We start from the raw sequence: 20,404 nt of genomic DNA on the forward strand, positions 1-20,404 counted from the left end.
CCCACAACATACGGAGCTCGCATGGCCTCCCAGCACACCCCCCGCACGGCTCTCGTCACCGGCGCCGGATCCCGTCGCGGGATCGGCCGCGCCGCCGCCCACGCGCTCGCCGCCGACGGCTACCACATCGCCGTCCTGGACCTGGACAAGGAAGCCGCCGAAGACACCGCCCGCCAGGTCGCGGCCCGTCACGGAGTGCAGACCCTGGCCCTCGCCGCCGACGTCACCGACGCCGACGCCGTCGACGCGGCGATCACTCAGGCCGAAGCCGCGCTGCCGCCGATCGGTGCCCTCGTCAACAACGCGGGCATCACCTCTCCCGTGCCGTTCCTCGACGTCACCCCCGGCGAATGGGACAAGATCTTCGACGTCAACGTCCGCGGCAGCTTCCTGGTCACCCAGCGCGTCGCCGCGGGCATGGCCGAGTGCGGGTTCGGCCGCATCGTGTTCCTCTCCTCGGTCTCCGCCGAGCGTGGGGGAGGAGTCTTCGGTGGCGTGGCCTACTCGGCGGCCAAGGCCGCGCTCCTCGGCTTCGCCCGTGCCCTCGCCCGCGAGCTGGGCCCTTCGGGGGTGACGGCGAACTGCGTCGCGCCCGGTCTGATCGATACCGACATCACGCAGGGCAAGCTGGACGAGGCCCGCAAGGCCGCCATGACAGCGGATATCCCCATGCGCCGGATCGGCGGCGTCGAGGACGTGGCGGACGTCATCGCGTTCCTGGCACGGCCCGGCTCCGGGTACATCACCGGGGCCACCTACGACATCAATGGCGGATCCCACATTCACTGAGTGACCAGGGAACCAGTCTCCATCTCAGGGAGCGGGCTCGGTCCGGACGAAGATCGTCTCGTTGCAGGCCGTGCAACACCGGTTGGCGGCTGCCAACCGCGCCGTGAGGTTGGGCTGGGGAGCGGCTTGAGGGGCAGGACCGACCGCACTGTGGTTCCAAGAGGAGCGGGCTGCCCGCGACACATCGCGAGCGGCCCGCTTCCTGGTATGGCGGTGCTGTTGCCCCGTCAGCTCTGCGCCGATGTACGGCGCCTGCGCGCGAGGTAGACCGCGGCGGTGCCGACTAGCACGACCCCGAGACCGGCACCCGCGAGGACGGGAGCGCTGCCCGGCGCGCCCGTCTCGGCAAGGTTCCCGTTGGTCGTCGGCTTGTTCGCCCCCGCGTTCTCGGCGCCTCCGGGTGTGGGGGACGGGGTGGGACGCGCGGGGTCCTGCGGGATCTTTGAGAGTTGCGCCGCGAACGCGGCTGCGATGGCCTTGTGTCCGGCGGCGTTGGGGTGCGGGTCCTGCCTCGTGCACGCCCAGGTCAGCCTGCAGATCTCGGCGACGTTCGCAGGCACCTCGCCCGCCCCGGGCAGGTTGACGGGGTTGCCGAAGTCGTCCGAGTGGTAGGCCCCGGCCACGTTCGCGACCTTGAAGCCGACGCTCTTGTAGACCTGGGCGATGCCCGAGTTGCCGGCGTCGATGAGGGGAGCCGACTCCTTGGCGGCCTGCTGTCCCGCGTCGCTCAGCAACCAGGTCGCCAGGAACGGGTTGTAGTACGTCGAGCCGACGAACTGGGTGTTCTTCGTGCCCGCCTTGCGGAGCGCTCCCGCGATCCGGGCGAGGTTCTGCCCCATCGTCTGGCTCACCTTGTCCAGGCACGCTCCGTCGAGGGTGCCGGCAGCCCCGACGCATGCCTGGATGTCGTTGGCGCCCACGCTGAGGGTCACATGGACGACCCTGCCGTGGTGCTGGGCCAGGGTCTTCAGGGCGGCGTCCAGTTGGGACTTGGCGTGCGGGTAGTCGCACGTGCCGCCCTTGAGCAGCGACGTCGTGGTCTCGCCGGTGCAGCCCAGGCGTATGTGCTTCAGCCCGGGGTCGTGTTGCTTGAGCTGCGCGTAGAGCTGGTCGGTGTAGGCGATGCCGGTGTCCTTGTCGACATCCGGCTGATAGCCGGACGCCAGGGAGTCACCGAGCGAGATGTAGTACGTGGAGTCACTGCTCCGGGCCGTGTCGTCGGCTGAGGCCGGTCCGGGCGTGCTCAGCACGACTGCCATCGCGGAGACTGCCAGTCCGGTGCTGAATCGCTGAAGCAATTTCATCACTTGCGTACGCTTTCCAGTTGTAGGGGGATACCGGATAGCGCAGCATGGTCGACGTTGCGCACCATGCGGCTGAGGCTTCCGGGAGATCTGGGCGACGCCTTGGTCAAGGCATAAGTGGGGCCGTCGCCGTGAGGGTGAGGGATCCGCCTGCTTGCGTATCGGCGGCGTGGTCATCAACCTAGCGGGCCGGGGCTTTACTTGGGCGGTGACGACCGACAAAGCGAGTCCCCAATGTGACGCGTGTAACCGTCAGAAAGGTCCGCTCGGTCGTAAATCGGTGACGCGACCCGCTGGTAACCCGTCTCTGGGTGATCATCGTGATGACGGGGGCGCGGCAGGGAACCGGCGCCTCGCGCAAGTGTTGGTGGATTCTGGCCGGAGACGTAGGTCGGAAAGCGGTTCGAGTTGCTTCACCAACTGCTCCACCTGCTCCACTCCGATGCTGAGCCTGGTGAAGCCGGTGCGCACGGCGGTCTCGTAGGTGTCGCTGATCCGGTCGAGGAGGGCTGTGCCCTGCACGGTGACTGCCGCGTGGGTCGCGCGTGCGTCCCTGGGGCATGCCGAGCGGGTGACCCGCCCTCGGAGTTCCTGGCGGGCGACGGCGCGCGACATGCGACTTCTGGAGAACCCGAGTGCGGTGGCCATCTCGGTCATGTGGAGGAATTGGTGCGGAGACCTGTGGAGGGCGGAAAGGAACGCGTATTCCTCCCAGGTGATATCAAATTGCTGCCGCAGAACACGGTTCACCGACGTCTCGAGCAGGCGGCCGAACAGTGCGACGGTCTCGTAGGCCCGAATATCCGCCGACAGGGGGGCGTTTTGCATGGGGCAAACTCGTTTCGTGATGTGTTCGTGTGCGCGAACGAGTGCGATTGGCTTGGCCTGGAGTGGCGGCTCACCGGGCCAGCGGGTTCGGGGCGGGGTGCTCCGGGCGGCAGAGGAGGAGGAAGCAGCCCGTCGCGGCCAGCGCGAGGCCGAGGACCGACAGCGCCATGGGCAGTGCGGTGTCCTGGCCGCCGAGGCCGGCCAGGGCCGGTGCGAGGGCGCCCATGAGGAACTGGGTGGTGCCCAGGAGCGCTGAGGCGCTGCCCGCCGCGTGCGGGGCACGCTGGAGGCACAGAGCCGTAGTGGTCGGCAGGATCATTCCGACCGGATAGGTCGTGAAGAAGAGCGCGGAGGCGATCCACGGCAGGCCCGCGTGCGTGGTCGTGGCCAGGACGACCAGGGCGGTGCCCGCGGCGCCGAGAACGGCCAGGCCGGTCGCGACAATGTGGTGCGAGGGCAAGCGGCCGAGGAGCAGTTTGCCGTTGAGCTGGCCGGTGGCGACCAGGCCGATCGAGTTGAGGGCGAAGAGCAAGCTGTAGGTCTGCGGGGAGGCGCCGTAGACCTGCTGCAGGGTGAAGGAAGAGCCGGCGATGTAGGCGAACAGCGCTGCGAAGCCGAGGCTGCCGGTGAGCAGATAGCCCGAGAAGCGGCCGTCGCTGATCAGGCCGCGCATGGTGCGCAGAGTGTCGGGGAGGCCGCCGCGCCGACGGTGTGCGGTGGGGAGGGTCTGGGGGAGCAGGGCGGCGGTGGCGGCGAGGACGGCCAGACCGAGCAGGGTGAGGGTGGCGAACACGCCGCGCCAGGAGGTCAGGTGGAGCAGTTGGGCGCCGAGCACGGGGGCGAGGATCGGCGCCGTACCGGAGACGAGCATCAGCGAGGAGAGCAGGCGGGCGGCGGCGAGCCCGTCGTACAGGTCGCGGACGACGGCCCGGGCGATGACGATGCCGGCGGCGCCGGCCAGGCCTTGGGCCAGGCGCATGGAGACGAGCAGCGCCGGGTTCGGGGCGAGGGCGCACAGGGCGCTCGCCGCGACGTACACCGTCAGGCCGATCAGGAGGGGGCGGCGCCGGCCCAGGGTGTCGCTGAGCGGGCCGATGACCAACTGGCCCAGGGCTATGCCGAGCATGAAGGCGGTCAGGGTGAGCTGGGTGACGGCCTGGGAAACGTGCAGGTCTGCGCTGACCTGGGGGAGGGCCGGCAGGTAGAGGTCGATGGTGAGCGGGCCGAGCGCGGTCAGGGAGCCCAGGATCAGGACGAGCAAGAGACGGCGTGGGCGGCGGTCCGGGGACGAGGGGTGGGTTGTGTCCGCTGTCCCGGCGGATCCGGTCAGGGAGGGTGGGGACATGTCGGTTCCAGGGCTGTCGGGGAGAGAGGAGCGTGCGGACCGCTGGTCTGCCGTTCGTGCACGGGCCGGTGCCGCGCGGTCGGCGCGGCACCGGCCTGATGGAGTGCGCCCTTTGAGGTCGCGTCAGCGGTCGAGGTGGGCGAGGAGCAGGTTGGGGTCCTTGCCGGTCATGTAGGCGGCGCTGGGGACGTACACCTTGCTGCCGTGGACCGCGATGGACGTCGGGGTCTGCAGGCCGTCGGCCTCGGTGAGGACGGCGGTGTGGGTGCCGTCGGGGCGGACGAGGTCGACCTGGTTGTCGTCGCGGGCCGCGAGGAGGGTGTCGCCGTGGCCGGTGAAGGCGAAGTCGTCGATGTAGGGCATGCCGGTCGCGTGGACCTGTGTCTTTCCTGCGGTGCCGCGTGCGGTGATCGGGATGCGCAGGACGGTGCCCCGGTCCAGGTTGGTGGCCCACACGGCCCCGTTGTGCAGCTTCAGGCCGTTGGCGCCGGCGAAGGTGGTGCGCTCGAGTTTCTGGCCCTTGGCCCAGACGGTGGTTTTCCCGCCGCGTGCGGGCAGGCGATAGATGACGCCGTGCACGGAGTCGGTGACGTAGAGCTTCTTGGCGTGCTGGTCCAGGGCGAGGCCGTTGGGCAGCCCGTCGGCGGGCAGGGCGGCGATGCGGTGCGGGTGGCCGCCGGGGCGGACGACCCAGATGCCGGTGAGGTCGGCGGTGCCGGTGGCGTAGGTGACGTAGAGGGTGCCGTCGTCGGCGCGGGCGATGCCGCCGACGAACGCCTTGCCCAGGTTGGGGGTGTTGGGTGTGGCGGGTGCCGGCAGGGTGGCGAGGACGTGCGGCCGGCCGCCCGGCGTGACCCGGACGATCTGCCGGGCGAAGGAGAAGGTCAGATACGCCGCCCCGGTGCGGTCGACCGTGATGTTCTCGGGCTGCTGCGAGGCCGCCAGGTCGAAGTGGTTGGCGATGTGCGGGGCGGAAAGGGGCTCGGTCGCCGCGGTGGCGGTGGCCGCGGAGGTCAGCAGGGCCGCGGCGGCTGCGAACGTGGTCAACAAGATGCGGATGTGCATGGATGGATCTCCTGTGGGGATGGTGCTGACGGTCCCCTGCCGGCCCGTGGGGCTTTCGGGCCGGCAGGGACTCGGTGGGGCCGTGTCCGTGCCGCTCAGGGGGCGACGATCTTGATCGTGCTGGCCCAGCCGTGTCCCGCCTCGCTGATCTGCAGGGCCATGTGCAGCAGCTGGAAGCCCTCCAGTTCGCGGGCGTGCTTGAGCGCGCCGACGTCGACCGGGTTCAGTCCACCGGAGGCGACGACGTCCGCGACCTGCTTGCGAGCGGCCTCGTCGTCGCTGGCGACGAAGACATCGAGCGGAGTCCCGTTCACCGCTCCGGTGACCAGGGTCGTGGCGAACGTGGTGTTGAAGGCCTTCACGACCCGCACGTCCGGTCCCGCCGCCTCGGCGATCTGCTCGGCGGCGGAGGTGCCGGGGGCGACGACGAGCGAGTCGAGGGAGGCGTCGACGGGGTTGCTGATGTCGATCAGTACCTTGCCGCTCAGCTGCGGGCCGTAGGACGCGGCGAGCTGTTTGGCGGCGTCGAAGGGGACGGCGAGAACCACGATGTCCGCGCTCTGCACGGCGGATTCGTCGGCGGCGGCTATCCGGCCCTCGCCGGGTCCCTGCCCGCGCAGTTCGTCGACGAGTCGTACGGCCTTGCTGGGGTCCTTGGCGGTGATGGTGACCGAGTGGCTGCCGGCCAGAGCGCGGGTGGCGATGCCACGGGCCATGTTGCCGGCACCGATGATGGTGATCTGCATGGGAGTGGTGTCCTTTCCTGCCGCGCTTGCCCGCTGTCAGACGTGGACCCGCACCACGTTGAACGGGAGCTTCGGGTCGGTGATCTGGAACTGGAAGTTGACGATCAGCAGGTCGTGGCCGTCGACGGCGGCCGTGGAGGGGCTGTGCATGCCGCGGCCGTGGACCGTGCGCATGAGCTTGGCCTTGGTGCAGTCGTGGCTGAGCTTGAGGATGCTGATCTGGCCCTCGGGGTGGTCGAGTTCGGTGACGGCGGTGAGGGTGTCGCCCTTCAGCAGCAGGCCGTCGCCGGAGACGCCATGGGCGCCGCCGAGGTCGATCGGGACGACCTGGTGAGTGCGGATGTCGACGCGGTAGAAGGCGTAGTCGTTGTAGTCGGAGAGCAGGACGTAGCGGCCGTCGCCGGTGACCACCAGGCCGTTGCCGTTGAAGCCGTCGTCGTAGACCATCGGGGAGTGCGTCAGGTCGACGCCCACGTGCAGCGGTTGCTGGACCTGCTTGCTCTTCAGCTCGGCGGCGGTGATGTGCCACAGCGCGGGGTGGATGGAGTCGGAGATGTAGGCGTCGCCGTTGGGGGCGAGGGCGACGTCGTTGAGGAAGGTGTCGGTGCGGCCGGTGTCGAACACGTGCAGCAGGGCGCGGGTTCGGGTGTCGTAGACGAAGACCTTGCCGGTGGCGCCGCCGGCGACGACGAGACGTCCGGCGCGGTCCGTCTTCATGCCGGCGACGGAGGCACGTCCGTCCTGGCCACCGGGCAGGAACACCTTGGTCGCACTGTGGTGGACGTCGCCGCGGTAGATGGTGCCATCGGTGGTGCTGCCGACATAGAAGTACGGCGTGCCCTGCTGGCGGGCGATGCCCTCGGGATAGGTCTTGTCACCGGGGAGTGTGTAACTGGTCGGCAGCGGTTCCCGGTGATGCCAGGCGGCGGCATGGTGCGGGTCGCTGCTGGAGGCCGCCAGGGCCGGGGCGGCGCCACCCAGGACGAGGAGGGAGGCGACCGCTGCGGCGGCGGCACGGGAACGGGGGAGGCGGGTGTGAGACATGACGGATCTCCGTGCACGAGTGCGTGAGCGAATAAGAGGAAGTGATCAACAAACTCGGGGCGTTGCGCAGAGGGGAGGCGGGCCGCGCGAACTGCCCCGGATCCGCGCGGCGCGGGCGGCACATGCCTACGGCGTTCAGCTGCCGACGGGGAAGAGGGAGCGGTTGGCGATGTCGATGATGAACGGGCCGATGTGGGCGGGGTACCGGTCGACGATGGCCTTCTTGTAGGCGTCGCCGTCATCACCGAGCAGTTCGCGTGCGTCGCTGAGGTAGCGGCGGACGTCCTCGTAGACCTCTGGGCCGGTGGGCAGGCCGTGACCGGCGAGGATCGTGTCGTAGCCGGACTCGGCGGCCAGTGCGTCGACGGCCTGCTGCCAGCCGGTGATGTCGTTGTTGCCGAGGTAGAGGTGGACGTCGTTGTAGACGAGGTCCTGGGCGACCAGAACACGCTGCTCGGGCAGCTTGATGAGCAGTTCGTCGGTGGCCTCGCCGCCGGAGACGGCCTCGAAGACGAACGGGACGCCGTCGATGACCTCGGTGCCCTGGGCGATGTCCACGGACGGGGTGAAGTCGCTGAGGGGGATGACCTGGCCGGTGGGCAGGTTGCTGTCGCCGCGCGCGATGATCTGCTCGCGCACCTGGGGCAGCGCGTGGACGGGCACGCCGAAGCGGGCGGCGCCGTTGTAGTGGTCGGGGTGCGCGTGGGTGACGATGAGGCGGTCGATCGGCTTGCCGAGGCCCTGGGCGTAGGCGACGGCCTCGTCGGCGTAGGCGGGGATCAGCTGGGCGTCGATCGCGATGACGCGGGCCGGGGTCTCGATCAGCTGGGTGGTGGTGTGGAAGGTGTCCGCCGGCGACATGTAGCTGTGGATGCGCACCGCGCCCTTGTCGAGGACCGTGACCGTGCCGTTCATGGGGAATCTCCTTGAGGTGGAGGGCGGCTTCGCGCCGCCTTGGCGTCCTCCACTCTCTCCGTGAAACCGCAGGCAGGCGAGATACGCTGAGGACGGAGGATGGTAATTCGAGGACATCTGGAGATCGCGATGCGTCCTGCAGACCTAGGCGACGGTGATCCCGCCTTCGGTGGCGCCATTCTTCGGCTCGACTTCCACCCGCCCGAGGAGCGGGTCCCGGGCTTCGAGATCATCGATCTCGCCACGCTGCACGATCGACGGCGGCGGCGGGGCCGACGGCCCGACCTGGTGCACCGGGTGGACTTCCACACCCTCACGCTGATCACGGAGGGCAGTGGGGAGCATGCGATCGACTTCGTCACCTACCCGTGCCGCCCCGGCACCCTGTTGTGGGTCCGGCCGGGCCAGGTCCAGAGCTACGTCCGGCCCGGCACGGCGAACGGCACCCACCTGCTGTTCACGCCGGCGTTTCCCCCGCACAGCAGCAGCGCGGACCGGCTGGTGAACGAGTGGTACGGCTCGGCTTGCTGGCAGCTGGGCACGCGTCCCGCGTACGCGGTGCTGTCCACCCTGCTGGGCCAACTGCGGGCCGAGTACGACCGTCCGGAGCAGACGGTCTCGGCGGAGATCCTTCAACTCCTGCTGGCCACCGTGCTGTTGCAGATCGACCGGCTGCCTCACCCCGAGGGCAGCGGTGACCCGCACGCAGGCGGCGAGGTCTACACCCGGTTCCGCGCCGAGTTGGAGCGCTCCTACGCCACCACCCGTCGTGCCGCCGACTACGCGCACAGCCTCGGATACACCGTCAAGACGCTCACCCGCGCCTGCATGGCCGCCACCGGACAACCCGTGAAACACGTCATCGACGGCCGCGTGGCCCTGGAGGGTCGGCGTCTGCTCGCCCACACCGACGAGCCAGTGGCGACCATCGCCCGCCGCCTCGGCTTTCCCGAACCCACCAACTTCGGCAAGTTTTTCGCCCGCCACACCGGCGTGACCCCCGGCGCCTTTCGTCAGACCCACCAGGTACACCAGTGAGCAGACGTCGGACAACCACTTGTGGATGACAGTGTCTCGTGCCGTGAGCCCGATCCTCGGAGCAGTCGGCCAGAGGGAGGAATGAAGTACGTCGAACAGCATCTCGACGGCAAGACAGGCTTCGACACGTGCGACGAGGGCGGACGCGGACTGCTGCTCGTAGCCCAGCTCGCTGAGCGCTGGGGCAGCCGACAGTCCCCCGGGCAAGACGATCCGGGCGGAGCGACCGCTGCCGAGCTGACCGGGGCATTGGTCCGAAGGCCGCGCGGTGGAGAGGCCGCAAAGCAGAGCCGCCGGCCTCTCCACCACTGCTTCGGTGGCGTCCGATCATTTTGTCACTGGATCGTCCAGGCCTGATTGAACTGGTTCAATGCTATCCACTGATTGACGGCGGCTCCGCCGGCCGTCGAGACGCCGCCGAATCTCCAGGACCTGCTCGTTCTCGAAATGAGGTACGTGCCTCCTCGCAGCTTCTCGGCGATGTCATCGACATGTTCGCGTTGACACCGTGGACCGAGGGAGACGGCCCCGTGCTCCCTCTCTGTATGCGACTCACCATGGTGTTCGATGTGGCGAGTTCATATGCTTCACAGGCCGATGATCTGCCATTCCTGGTTCGTGCCGGTGCCGATGGGCCATTGGATGACGCGCGCGCCGTCGGTCATCGACCCGCTTTCCACGTCCGCGCACCACGTGTCGTTGCGTGCGTTGACGAGGCGGTGGTAGCCGCCGCCCGCGTCGACGAGCTTCCACCACTGGTTGTCGCCGCCCGCGTCCTGCCACTGGACCAGCTGGGTGCCCTGGTTGGACCCGCCGGGGCTGTCAAGGACCTTGCCGCTGTGGCGGGCGAGCAAACGGAAGGAGCCGTCGGCGTTGGGTAGGAACTGCCACTGCTGGTTGGTGGCGCTCGACGAGGCGTACTGGATGATCTTCGCGCCGTTGGCCGTGCCGCCCCCCTGGACGTCCAAGGCCTTGCCGCTGCGTCGGTTGACGAGCTTGAACCAGCCGGTCAGCAGAGAGACGGTGATGTCCGTGCGCTGCCCGGCGGTGAGCGTGATCTTGCGCGCGTGGGTGCCCAGGGGGGAGGAGGCGACGCTCGCCGTGGTGTCCACGGACGTCAGGCCGCGGCGGCTTATGAGGGTGATGGTCTGGTCGACGGCGGAGGTGACGGAGAGGGCGGCGGTGCGGGCGGACAGGTCCCAGTCGAAGGTGTGGATCCGGATCCGGCCGCGGGCCCGCACACCAGTGATGGCGCCCTTGGCGAGTTGGTCGGGAAGGGCCGGCAGGATCTCCAGGACACCGGGGCGGGTGTAGAGCAGGGCTTCGGCGAGTACGCCCGGGAAGGCGTGGGCGGCGTCAGCGTTGTAGATGTCGAGGTTCGGGTTGTGGGACGTCATCATCGACTTGAACACCATGTTGTTGCCGATGATCTTCTTGAGGTTGTCGTAGACCTTCGCGCCGTCCTTGAGCCGGGCGCCGGCGAGGGCGCGGTGGAGACTGCCATGGGCGGAGACGTTCTGGTCGCCGCGCTTCTCGAGCGCCTTGAGCGCAGGGCGGACGAGTGCGGGTTCCTCCTCGGGGTTGATCTCGTGCAGCGGCCAGGCGCCGTACAGGTGCTGGATATGCCGGTGGTCGTAGCGGTCGCTCAACGTGGGCCAGGACCATTCGGCGAGCGCGTTGTCGCTGTTGATGCGGTAGTCGGGGATCTTCTGCAGGAGCGCGGTCCAGCGGGCGACGCCCTGGCCGCTGCCCTGCTCGACGCCGAGGGTGTTGGCGGCGTCGATGGCGGCCTGCAGGGCGTGCTTGCCGGCCATGATGTCGCCGGTTGCGTTGATCGACAGGCACACGCCGGTGTTGCCGGGGGAGTTCTCCATGGAGAAGGACGGCACGAAGACGGCCTTGCCGTTGGCGTCGGTGCGGGTGAGGAAGTCCTCGTAGAACAGGGCCAGTTCCATCAGGGCGGGGGCCAGCTTGGTGCGGTAGAAGTCGCTGTCGCCGGTGACCTCGTAGTACTCCAACATGGGGTAGAGCAGCCAGTCGGCGCCACCGGTCCAACACTGGCCGGGGAAGGAGCCGTTGTTGAAGTGGAGCATGTGGCCGTACTCGCCGTCAGTGCGGGAGGGGGCGAGGAAGCCACGGGCGCCGTAGAGGTTGGTGGCATTGGTGCGCCAGTCGTCGAGCTGGTCGAGGATCAGGTCGAAGTAGCCCTCCATGACGTCGGTGAGGTCGAGGATGTTGCTGCCGGCGACCTGGAGGTTGATGTTGGCGTCGGTGGTGAAGTCATCGGCCCAGGCGCCGTTCCACGCGCCCGTCCAGATGCCGGTGAGACGAGGCGGGAGTACGCCGCTGGAGCTGATGAAGAGGTAACGGCCCGAGTCGTAGAGGCGCTCCAGAAGGGCAAGATCGATGACGCTCCGGTTGGCGTTCTGGCGGGCTATCAGCTCGCTGACGGAGAGCTTGCGGTCGGCGTCGGAGACGTTCAGGTCGAGGCGGGAACGGTCGTACAGCTCGGTGTGGAGGGCGGAGTGCGCCGACCGCAGCGCCGTGTAATCGGTGCCCAGCCCGGCCAGCTCGGCGTGCAACGGCTCGGAGTTCCACGCGGTGGAGGACTCGTAACGGTCCAGCTTGGTCAGCAGGATCACCTTGGTTGCCTTGGCCACGACGATGGTGGAACCACTGGCGCTGACGGAGGAGCCGGACCCCGTGGCGACGACGCGGGTGACGCCCTCGTAGCCGAAGGCGCCCTGTCCGGCGGGGTAGGTGCCGCGCAGGTTCAGATAACCGGAGCCGTTGCTCGTGGTGGCGCGGGTGGTGAAGCTCAGACTGCCGGGCAGCCCGTCGAGCGCCGTGTTGACGCTGAGCGTGGTGTCGACGGTGCGGCCGGGCGCGGGGGTCAGCTCGTGGACGATCACGTTGTCGGCGCGGGAGACGAAGGCCCTGCGGGTCCAGGTGCCGTACTGGTCGGTCCAGCTGGAGCTGACCTCGCCGGTACGGAAGTCGTTGACCCGGCCGTAGTCGTTGACGGTGGTCATACCGGGGGTGCTGATGCGCAGTTCGTACGCTGGGTGGTAGGTCTGCGTCCAGCGCAGTGACCATCCTGAGGCGAAGTCGCTGTTGGCACCGGCGTAGTTTCCTGCCAGCGCCTTGTCCCGTACGCCCTCCAGGCGGCCGGAGAGAACGGGCGGCTTCACGCTGCGGGTGCCGTTCGGGAGCACCAGGCGGTGGTAGTTGAAGACAACCTTCTCCAGGGTGGCCGCCCCATGGAGGATGGCGCCGTACTCGCCGTTGCCGGTGAGGAAGCCGTCGGTCCAGGAGGAGGCGGGGGAGGTGTCGTAGATTCCGCGGCTGGGGACGGTGATCTGCGGTGGTACGGCGGCCGAGGCCTTACCCGAAAGGAAGCCGCCGGGAAGGGCGGCCGCTCCGGCGGTCAGTGCTGCGGCGGTCAGGAAACGCCTGCGGTCCAGGGAGAGGTCCATGACGCAAACTCCTTCGTCTGCTGTGCGGGGTGCGGGGTGCGGGGTCGGATTCGTGTGCGGCAGGGGTGTTCTCGGCTTCGTCATGCCTTCACAGGCCGACGATCTGCCACTCCTGGTTCGTGTTGGTGCCGGCGGGCCATGGGATGACACGGGCGCCGACGGTCATCGACCCGCTGTCCACGTCCGCGCACCAGGTTTCATTGCGGGCGTTGACGAGGCGGTGGTAGCTGCCGCCTACGTCGGCGAGCTTGCACCACTGGTTGTTGCCGGTGGTGTCGTGCCATCGGTCGAGTGGGGCGGTTTGGCCGGAACCCCTGGGGCTGACCAGGAGCGTCCGGTGGCGGGCGACTGAACCACTGCCCGGCGGTGAGCTCGACCTTGAGCGCATGCATGGATGCCCAGGGGGTTGCAGATGACCTTCTCCAGCGTCGGCGCACCGTAGTAGACGGCTCGGTAATCGTCAGTGCTGCGGAGGGGAGGAAGCGTCCGATGGAGGGAGTGGTCCATTACGCGAACTCCTTTGTCTGCTGGGCTGTACGGGGAGGTGCCGGGGGTGATGTGCGCGTGAGCGCGGGGCATGCCTACCTACCGCCACCCGGATCGGCGCGGGTGCGGGGCGGGCTGTCTTGCGGAGCCCGTCTGATCCGCCGGACAGGCGGCCCTACTCCAAGACCTTGCCTCCCGTGACCCGGGACAGTGCCAGGGCGATGAGGATGATCCCGCCATTCAGGGCCCCGATCCACTGGGCAGCGACACCACCGAGGGAACGAGGTTCTAACCCATGCGGAGAGGCAGGAGGTCGGTGAACGCCCCGAGATGGATCCCTAGCCGCTGATGAGGCGGATTCCGCCGATGACGGCCGCGACCAACCCGGTGAGGACGTAACCGTTGCCCTGCGCGGACGCCACGGAAGCCGTTGAGGCCGAACCGGATGATGAACAGGGCGTTGACCGCGCGGAACGGCATGCCGCAGGCCAGGGTGACGGAAACCGACCAGCCGCCCGGAAGGAGCCAGGCCGGTGCTCGGCTGTTCCGGACCGAGGGCCACGGCGTCTGTTTGAGAACACGGCATCCACCTGTCGTCATGGGTCGGCACAGGTCCCCTGCGCCACAACAGGAAGCGAACATGGGATGGATTTAAGAGTCAACGGAGGGGTTGTGTCCATGCTGGGCGCGCATATTTCCTGATGATGGCTTTTAGCTGTGTAGATGTCACCATGGGTGATACTGGTGTCGACCGCACCTTCCTTAGTCATGGGATGTATTGCTAGGCTGTCGCCGCACAGCCAGCTAGGCCGTCAGGATGGCCAGCGGCCGCATCCGCTCGAAGATCCGCCCGCCCGTGCTCCGGCATCGGGTCTCAGGTGGGCTGATTCACGTTCGCTGCAGGTTCTGTTCGTTGCCGTCCGGCATCAGTACCCGCAGGCCCGCCGGCTGGTCGTGGCCCCACCGATCCGACCCGGCTGCCACCGAAGGCCACCTGGACCTGGCGGGCGCCTTCACGGCCCGCCGGCGGGCCTGGGCGGACTCGACGAGCGCCCCTTGGCTGAGGTTCCCCCGCTGCGCGGGAGTGGCTGACTAGCAGGTCAGGGCGGGTTGACGTGGTTTCAGGTTCACTTGTTCGGCCGCTGCCTGGTCGGCGTAGTGCTTCTCCTCGAACTCGATGGGGCTGAGGTAGCCGAGGCGCTTCTGGATGCGGCGGGGGTTATAGAAGCCGTCGATGTACTCGAAGAGCGCGAGGTTCGCCTCGGCTCTGGTGTCGAAGGTCCGTCCGCGGATGCACTCGGTCTTGATCAGCATCCACAGGTTCTCCGCCAGGGCATTGTCGAAGGAGTCGCCGACCGAGCCCATGGACGCTTGAACACCTGCTCTGACCAGGCGGGTTGTGAGCTTGATAGACGTGTATTGCGTGCCGTGATCGGCATGGTGGACGAGTTCGCCAGGGGCGACCTCGCGGCTGGCCAGTGCGTACTCGAGCGAGGTGAGGACCAGGTCGGCGTCCGCGCGGGCGGAGGTCTCCCAGGCCACGACTCTGCGGGAGAAGGCGTCGCGGATCGCCGACAGCCACAGTGGCCCCTCCAGGGTGGGAATCATGGTCAGGTCGGTGACCCACAACCGGTTCGGCGCGAGTGCGGTGAAGTCGCGTTGCACCAGGTCAGGGGCGAGGTCGGCGTCTGGGTCGCGGCGGGTGAAGCCCTTGCTCCTGCGGGGGCTGATCCCGGCCAGGCCGGCCTGGCGCATGAGCCGCTCGACCCGCTTGCGGCCGACGTGGACGCCCTCGCGCTTCAGGACGGCATGGATCCTGGGCGATCCGTAGATCCCGCCGGAGTCCTGGTGGATCCGTCGGATCTGCCCGGTCAGCTCGGTGTCCTGGCGGATCCGTTCGCAGGGGTCCTTCTCAGCCTGGCGCCAGCGGTAGTAGGTGGAGGAGGGGATGTGCAGTTCCCGCAGTACGGGCTCGACCCCCAGGTGCGGGTGCTCGTCTAGGAGTGCGGTCACCTGGGCCGGGTCGGGTCGAGCTGCGCGGCGAAAAAAGCCGAGGCCGTCCGCAGGACCTCGTTCGCCCGGCGCAGGTCCCGCACCTCGCGCCGCAGCTGGACGAGCTCGTTCTTCTCTTCGGTGGTGAGCAGGTCATCCCGCTCGCCGGCGTCGGCCTCGGCCTGCCGGATCCAGTTCCGCAGGGCTTCGTGATGCACGCCGAGCTCCTCAGCCATGCGGCGGATCACCGGCTTCGGCTCGGCGGTCCGATACATCCGCACCGCACGCTCACGCAACTCCAGCGGGTACTTCCTCGGGGCAGGCATCGTCTGGGCTCCTCTCATGAGACCCATCTGACCTGCTGTCACCTTTCCCCGCATCTCGGGGGAACCTCAGGCCCGCACTCAGGGGTGACCGACCAGCCTGGGCCATCGGTGACGTCGAAGCCCGCCCGGCCCACGTGGAGGTGCCTCCTGTCGTGACTGGTAGTGGTGGCGGGAAACCGGCGGGCAGGCCCGTGCCGGCAGCGCATGGGGGTGCAGGTCGAGCAGGCCAGGTGTTATCCGGTAGCCCGGGGCGGGGCGCTGCTGTCGCGGATGGTCAGGGTCGGGCGCAGCAGTGATATGACGTTGGTCGGTGGCCGGCCGGAGTCGACGGCGCGCAGCAGCAGCTCGACGGCCTGCTGGGCCATCTCCCGCTTCGGGAAGGTGATCGTGGTCAGCGCTGGCTGGATCTGTACGACCTGGGCGATGTCGTCGAAGCCGACGACGCTGACGTCGCCGGGGACGCGCTGCCCGGACCGGACCACCGCCTCGACTGCGCCGACGGCCAGGATGTCGTGGGTGGCGAAGATCGCCGTCAATCGCGGGTCCGCCTCAAGCGCCGCACGGGCCGCGGCGAACCCGCCGACGGCGTCGTCTCTGGTGCAGGGGAACACCTTGCGGTCGTCGATGGTCAGACCGTCGTCGGCGAATGCCCGGCGCAACCCGCGCACGCGCGGCGCGTGCGAGGGGAGATCGGCGATCACCGCGACGGTCTGGTGGCCGAGCTCCCTCAGGTGGCGCCCGGCTAGGAACCCGGCGTGCTCGTAGTCGATGGACACCACCGGCAACGTGGTCGGCGGGTCTCCCTCCCAGGCGAACAGCGCGACCGGGAAGGCGGCCTCGGCGAGCATCGGGAGCTGCTGTATGACGCCCTTGTCCCCGGCGACCAGCAGTGCGTCCACCGAGCGCGCGGCGAGGTTCTCCAAATGGGTCCGGGTGTAGCCGGGGTCGTCGCGTGTCGTGGCCAGCAGCAGGTTGTATCCGCGACCGACCAGCACGTTCTCGACCTCTTCGACCACCTCGGAGTAGAACGGGTTGGCCACCGACGGCACGAACAGTCCCACAGTCGACGTGCTGCCGGTTCTCAGTGAGCGCGCCACCAGGTTCGGCTTGTAGCCGAGTTCGTTTATCGCCGCGTTCACCTTCGCCAGGGTCTCCGGCCGCACCTTCTTGCCGGACACCACGTTGGACACGGTCTGCTTGGCGACTCCTGCCCGAGAGGCGACCTCTGCCATCGTCACCATGCGCACCCCACAACATGTATCGATCCACGTACAGACTCAGCGTAGGTCGGCCTGTCGCAACAGAGCAAGACTTCGACTTCGCCGGAGGTCGCGAACCGCGGTTGCCGGGCACTCGGCGAGAACGCCGCATGTCACACGCGGAATTCGTTCTGAACGACGGTGAGGCGTTGACGGGCCCGGAAATGCCGCATTAACATCCCGGCCACGCCGAGCACTTGGATCGGTCAAAGACGAGGAGTCGTCGCGGCCACCGCGCGACACACACCGATGTCACCTCGGCGCCAGGCTGTCCTCGGGGCGTCGTGGTGGTCCTCTCAGTCGCGACAGCGCCAACGGCCGCAGCCCGGCAGCGCACCTGCTCCGTGCCGTCTCCAGACGGGGAGCGCCTGAACAGACCTGGAAAGGTCTCGTCCTGAGGAGGGACAGGCATGATCAGACCGGCCGGCGACGACGCCGCCCCGAATCCCGCCCCGGCGCGACGCAGATCGCGCGTGCACCGCATCATCGCGGCCCTTGCCGGCGCCACCATCACCGTGGCGAGCCTCATGCTCACGGGCGCTGTGCCCGCACAGGCCGCCACCACCGTCCACACGTACGCACCGACGGGTGTGGGAGGCGGTACCACGACGTCCCCGGACGTGGCGTCCACCAAGTACCGAGTGCAAGTCGCCGGCACGACGGTTCAGGCTGTCCAGTACACCCAGAACGGCCACAACTTCGACATCGCGCGCTTCGCGTCGGACTCCCGCACACCGACGATCACGATCACGCTGCCCAGCACCACGATCAACACGGTGAACGTCTACCCGGCGCGCTACTACCCGTCCAGCAGCGTCACGGTGAGCACGGACAAGCACACCCTGACGTTCCAGATGTCAGCCGCCGCAGGGTTGAACCAAGCGATCGTGATAGTCAACGGCGACTCGACCAACGCCGCGGGACAGCCCTACCTCGCGGTCGTCAACGACCCTCTGGAAAACCCCGGGCAGCGTCCGGACGCCACGAGCGCACCGGACGGTTCCGGCGTCAACATGCAGACCGGTGTCCTCAACTTCCAGCAGTTCGCCGCGAACTACCTCGCTGCGAACCCGAACAGCGCGGCTCAGAAGGCTCCCGCCGCGACGACGAGTTCCATGGCTGGCCGGACCATCAACGGCACCGCCATCCCCGCCGGCCAGAAGACCTCGGCCGGGAGCCTGGTGAGCGCCGGCAGCGTCAATGTGCGGTACCCGAACCAGCGGGTGATGGCCGCCAACGACAGCACCTACGCCCTGCAGGCCGCCATCGCGACGATCAAAGCCAACCCCACGGCGCTCAACACGCTCTACTTCCCCAACGGCACGTACATATGGTCCGGTCTGTTGGTCAACGGTGTGGACGGCAGCAAGCTCAAGGGCGGCAAGCTGCGGATCTACACTGACGAAGGGGCCCTGCTGAAGAACCGCATCCAGGCGTACATGGAGGCGTTCGAGCCGGCGATCGGAATCATCAACTCGAGCAACATCGAGATCGACGGCCGCGGCATGTTCGACGCCAACGGCGTGGCGAACTACAACGCCGTCAACAGCGGTGACCTGCACGACGCCTACCGCAGCCAGCACCAGGGCGGTGTCATGGTCATGCACTCGTCGGACATCACGTTCAACGACACCTACGAGCGCAACGCGAAGCAGTGGAACTACGAGACCCACAGCGCCCACAGGGTGACGTTCAACAACATCAAGGCCCTCACCCCCTACCGCCAGCCGTGGGTGGACGGCACGGACTTCGCGAGTGGGCAGGACATCACGGCCAACGGCGTCTTCACCCTCGGCAACGACGACGCGTTCGCCTCCGGCCACTACAACCCCAGCAACGGGTTCACCCCGCTGGCTTCCGGCGTGTGGAACAACTTCAAGCTCGGCACCTCCAGCGCCGATGTCCAGGGCTATGTCAACGCGGTGGGCGCCTACGACACCGTCACCGACGAGCTCGGGTTCAACGCCAACGAGTGGGACAACGAGGACTCAAAGAACATATCCGTCAGTAACACGTTGAACTGGACAGTCAATGCGGGCAACGCGATCCGGATCGGCTACCAGACGAACGGATACAAGCTCACCAACTACACGTTCGACAACTTCAACTCCCTGTCGGCCCCGGCCGGCGGCATCCTCGCGATGAACAACAGCAACACCTACCCGCGCATCCAGAGCATCGTGGTGAAGAACAGCTCGATCGACAACTCCCGGTACGCATCGGGACCGATCAGCATCAACGGCGGCAACGGAACCCCCCAGACCATCACCGCCGACCAGCAGGCGAACTACGGGTACGCCCCCAACCCCGACGGGTCGGGCACCACGTACTCGTACGCCAGGACCCCGATCGGCACCGCCAAGCTCGACAACGTGTGGTTCTCGAAACCGAACACGGGCGGCACGATCACCGGGGTCACGAATGCCACGCTGAACAACACCTATGTCGCGGGCCAGCTCGTCGAATACACCAGCCAGCTCCCGCTGACGACGAGCGGCATCGGCACGCTGACCACCACCTACACGGACGCCGGCGGCCAGACCCAGAACGTCAAGGCCGGCGCCCCCACCAACGGTGACACCTGGGTGGGTGCGTGGACCGGCGACCAGACCGCGAACAACTCCTCGGACCTGACCCTCATCACCCGCAACACCGGCGCCGGCCTGATGGGCGAGCAGTACACCACCGGATCCGGAGACGGAAAGCTCTCCTACGTCCGGTTCCCCCTGGGCAGCCTCACCAGATCACCGAGCCAGGCGACACTCCATCTCACCTACGTCGGCCACCGCTATGCGACGGTGCCGTCGACCGACACCGACCAGCTCCTCGTGCAAGCCGTCAGCGACACCACCTGCACCGGCGGCAGCGCGTCCTGCCCGGTCGACACGATGACCTGGCAGAACCGGCCGAGCTTCAACGCCACGACCTCCTCCGTCGCGAAGTCGGCCACCTTCACCCTCGGTTCGACCCTCATCCCCGAGGGCGGCGGCACCCACCAGGGCAACGCCATCGACGGCCGCGACATCACCGTCGACATCACCTCCTTCGTCCAGAGCGCCTACGCGGCCAATCAGTCCACGCTCCTGCTCGCCATCTGCAACGCGGGGGGCACCAACCACGAGCTGCGCTTCGTCAGCTCCGACGGCGCCACCGGCTCCAGGAAGCTCACCAACGCGAGCGCCGACATGACGCCCGGGCTGACCGTGACCCCATAGACGCGCAAGGCTGGCTCGTCCCGCGGGACGAGCCAGCCGATCTACACCAGCGGGACCACGGGCGTGCCGGAGGGAGTGATGCTCGACCACTCCAACCTCGACGCGACAGCGGCGACGGGGTGCGAGGCGCTGGATTGGGGCCGGACGACCGGTGTCTGCTGATCCTGCCGCTCTTCCACGTCAACGCGATCGTCATCAGCGTTCTCATCCCGCTGTTCGTGGGCGCCAGTATCGCCATCGCCGACCGTTTCGATCCCAGCACGGCGAGGTCGTCGTGTGCGGCCCCAACGTCATGCGCGGCTCCCTCGGTCGGCCGGAGGGGACGGCGAGGACGATCGTGGACGGCTGGTCGCACACGGGCGGCGTCGGCCATCTCGACGCGGGCGGCTACCTGTTCCTCGTCGGACGGTCGAAGGACATGATCATCCGCGGCGGCGAGAACATCTACCCCAAGGACTGGGCGCCACCCCAGCGGCTACGAGCGGCCGACGTCGTACGTCGTGCTCGACACCCTTCCCAAGAACGCCCTGGGCACGATCGACAATCCCTCCCTGCGGGCCGCCCACGCCACAGCCT

The 20,404-nt window shown here is 68.2% G+C and carries 16 protein-coding genes and 1 pseudogene; 5 read left to right on the plus strand and 12 right to left on the minus strand.

The annotated features are described in order from the left end of the window. Nucleotides 1–21 precede the first annotated feature (21 nt). On the plus strand, nt 22–789 hold the full coding sequence (locus L3078_RS40255) for an SDR family NAD(P)-dependent oxidoreductase (RefSeq protein WP_239759167.1): 768 nt from the start codon (nt 22–24) through the stop codon (nt 787–789). 227 nt (nt 790–1,016) lie between these two features. Here the strand turns inward: L3078_RS40255 and L3078_RS40260 are convergent, their stop codons facing one another. The 7 genes from L3078_RS40260 to L3078_RS40290 form a co-directional block, all read right to left on the minus strand. Further along, nucleotides 1,017–2,048, minus strand: a complete 1,032-nt coding sequence (locus tag L3078_RS40260) for an SGNH/GDSL hydrolase family protein (protein WP_239759168.1) — start codon at nt 2,046–2,048, stop codon at nt 1,017–1,019. Between the two features lie 360 nt (nt 2,049–2,408). Beyond that, entirely contained in the window at nt 2,409–2,921 is a 513-nt protein-coding gene (locus L3078_RS40265) for a MarR family winged helix-turn-helix transcriptional regulator (RefSeq protein WP_239759169.1), read from the minus strand. Nucleotides 2,922–2,991: 70 nt separating this feature from the next. After that, entirely contained in the window at nt 2,992–4,266 is a 1,275-nt protein-coding gene (locus L3078_RS40270) for a multidrug effflux MFS transporter (RefSeq protein ID WP_239759170.1), read from the minus strand. Nucleotides 4,267–4,389: 123 nt separating this feature from the next. Then, entirely contained in the window at nt 4,390–5,331 is a 942-nt protein-coding gene (locus tag L3078_RS40275) for an SMP-30/gluconolactonase/LRE family protein (RefSeq protein ID WP_239759171.1), read from the minus strand. A 95-nt stretch (nt 5,332–5,426) separates the two neighbouring features. After that, nucleotides 5,427–6,077 carry an NADPH-dependent F420 reductase gene (locus L3078_RS40280; RefSeq protein WP_239759172.1) on the minus strand — a complete coding sequence of 217 codons (651 nt, stop codon included), beginning with the start codon at nt 6,075–6,077 and terminating at the stop codon, nt 5,427–5,429. A gap of 36 nt (nt 6,078–6,113) precedes the next feature. Further along, nucleotides 6,114–7,121, minus strand: a complete 1,008-nt coding sequence (locus L3078_RS40285; RefSeq protein ID WP_239759173.1) for an SMP-30/gluconolactonase/LRE family protein — start codon at nt 7,119–7,121, stop codon at nt 6,114–6,116. Between the two features lie 135 nt (nt 7,122–7,256). Continuing rightward, on the minus strand, nt 7,257–8,036 hold the full coding sequence (locus L3078_RS40290) for an MBL fold metallo-hydrolase (RefSeq protein ID WP_239759174.1): 780 nt from the start codon (nt 8,034–8,036) through the stop codon (nt 7,257–7,259). 129 nt (nt 8,037–8,165) lie between these two features. Between L3078_RS40290 and L3078_RS40295 the strand changes: the two genes are divergently transcribed. Both L3078_RS40295 and L3078_RS45025 read left to right on the plus strand, forming a co-directional pair. Next, the gene (locus L3078_RS40295; protein WP_239759175.1) at nt 8,166–9,074 is read left to right on the plus strand and encodes an AraC family transcriptional regulator; all 909 of its coding nucleotides are present in this window, start codon (nt 8,166–8,168) and stop codon (nt 9,072–9,074) included. A 132-nt stretch (nt 9,075–9,206) separates the two neighbouring features. Further along, a pseudogene (locus tag L3078_RS45025) lies at nt 9,207–9,315 on the plus strand (ATP-binding protein); the annotation flags it as partial. A gap of 346 nt (nt 9,316–9,661) precedes the next feature. Here the strand turns inward: L3078_RS45025 and L3078_RS40300 are convergent. The 5 genes from L3078_RS40300 to L3078_RS40320 all read right to left on the minus strand — a co-directional run bounded on the left by L3078_RS40300 (nt 9,662) and on the right by L3078_RS40320 (nt 16,595). Next, entirely contained in the window at nt 9,662–12,550 is a 2,889-nt protein-coding gene (locus L3078_RS40300; protein ID WP_239759176.1) for a glycosyl hydrolase family 95 catalytic domain-containing protein, read from the minus strand. Nucleotides 12,551–12,638: 88 nt separating this feature from the next. Then, the gene (locus tag L3078_RS40305) at nt 12,639–12,938 is read right to left on the minus strand and encodes an RICIN domain-containing protein (RefSeq protein WP_239759177.1); all 300 of its coding nucleotides are present in this window, start codon (nt 12,936–12,938) and stop codon (nt 12,639–12,641) included. A 1,190-nt stretch (nt 12,939–14,128) separates the two neighbouring features. Next, nucleotides 14,129–15,049: an IS3 family transposase gene (locus L3078_RS40310; RefSeq protein WP_239748969.1), complete on the minus strand. Its 921-nt coding sequence runs from the start codon at nt 15,047–15,049 to the stop codon at nt 14,129–14,131. Continuing rightward, on the minus strand, nt 15,046–15,354 hold the full coding sequence (locus tag L3078_RS40315) for a transposase (RefSeq protein WP_053756971.1): 309 nt from the start codon (nt 15,352–15,354) through the stop codon (nt 15,046–15,048). The genes L3078_RS40310 and L3078_RS40315 overlap by 4 nt, the downstream gene beginning before the upstream one ends. 233 nt (nt 15,355–15,587) lie before the next feature. Beyond that, nucleotides 15,588–16,595: a LacI family DNA-binding transcriptional regulator gene (locus L3078_RS40320; RefSeq protein WP_239759178.1), complete on the minus strand. Its 1,008-nt coding sequence runs from the start codon at nt 16,593–16,595 to the stop codon at nt 15,588–15,590. A 428-nt stretch (nt 16,596–17,023) separates the two neighbouring features. On the opposite strand from L3078_RS40320, the gene L3078_RS40325 reads away from it, so the two are divergent. Beyond that, nucleotides 17,024–19,828: a hypothetical protein gene (locus tag L3078_RS40325; protein ID WP_239760770.1), complete on the plus strand. Its 2,805-nt coding sequence runs from the start codon at nt 17,024–17,026 to the stop codon at nt 19,826–19,828. Between the two features lie 75 nt (nt 19,829–19,903). Next, complete coding sequence (locus L3078_RS40330; protein ID WP_239760674.1) at nt 19,904–19,990, plus strand: hypothetical protein; 87 nt, start codon at nt 19,904–19,906, stop codon at nt 19,988–19,990. Nucleotides 19,991–20,404: the final 414 nt, after the last annotated feature.

Origin of the sequence: Streptomyces deccanensis (genome assembly GCF_022385335.1) — a bacterium.
In the GTDB taxonomy this organism is placed as follows: Bacteria; Actinomycetota; Actinomycetes; order Streptomycetales; family Streptomycetaceae; genus Streptomyces; species Streptomyces deccanensis.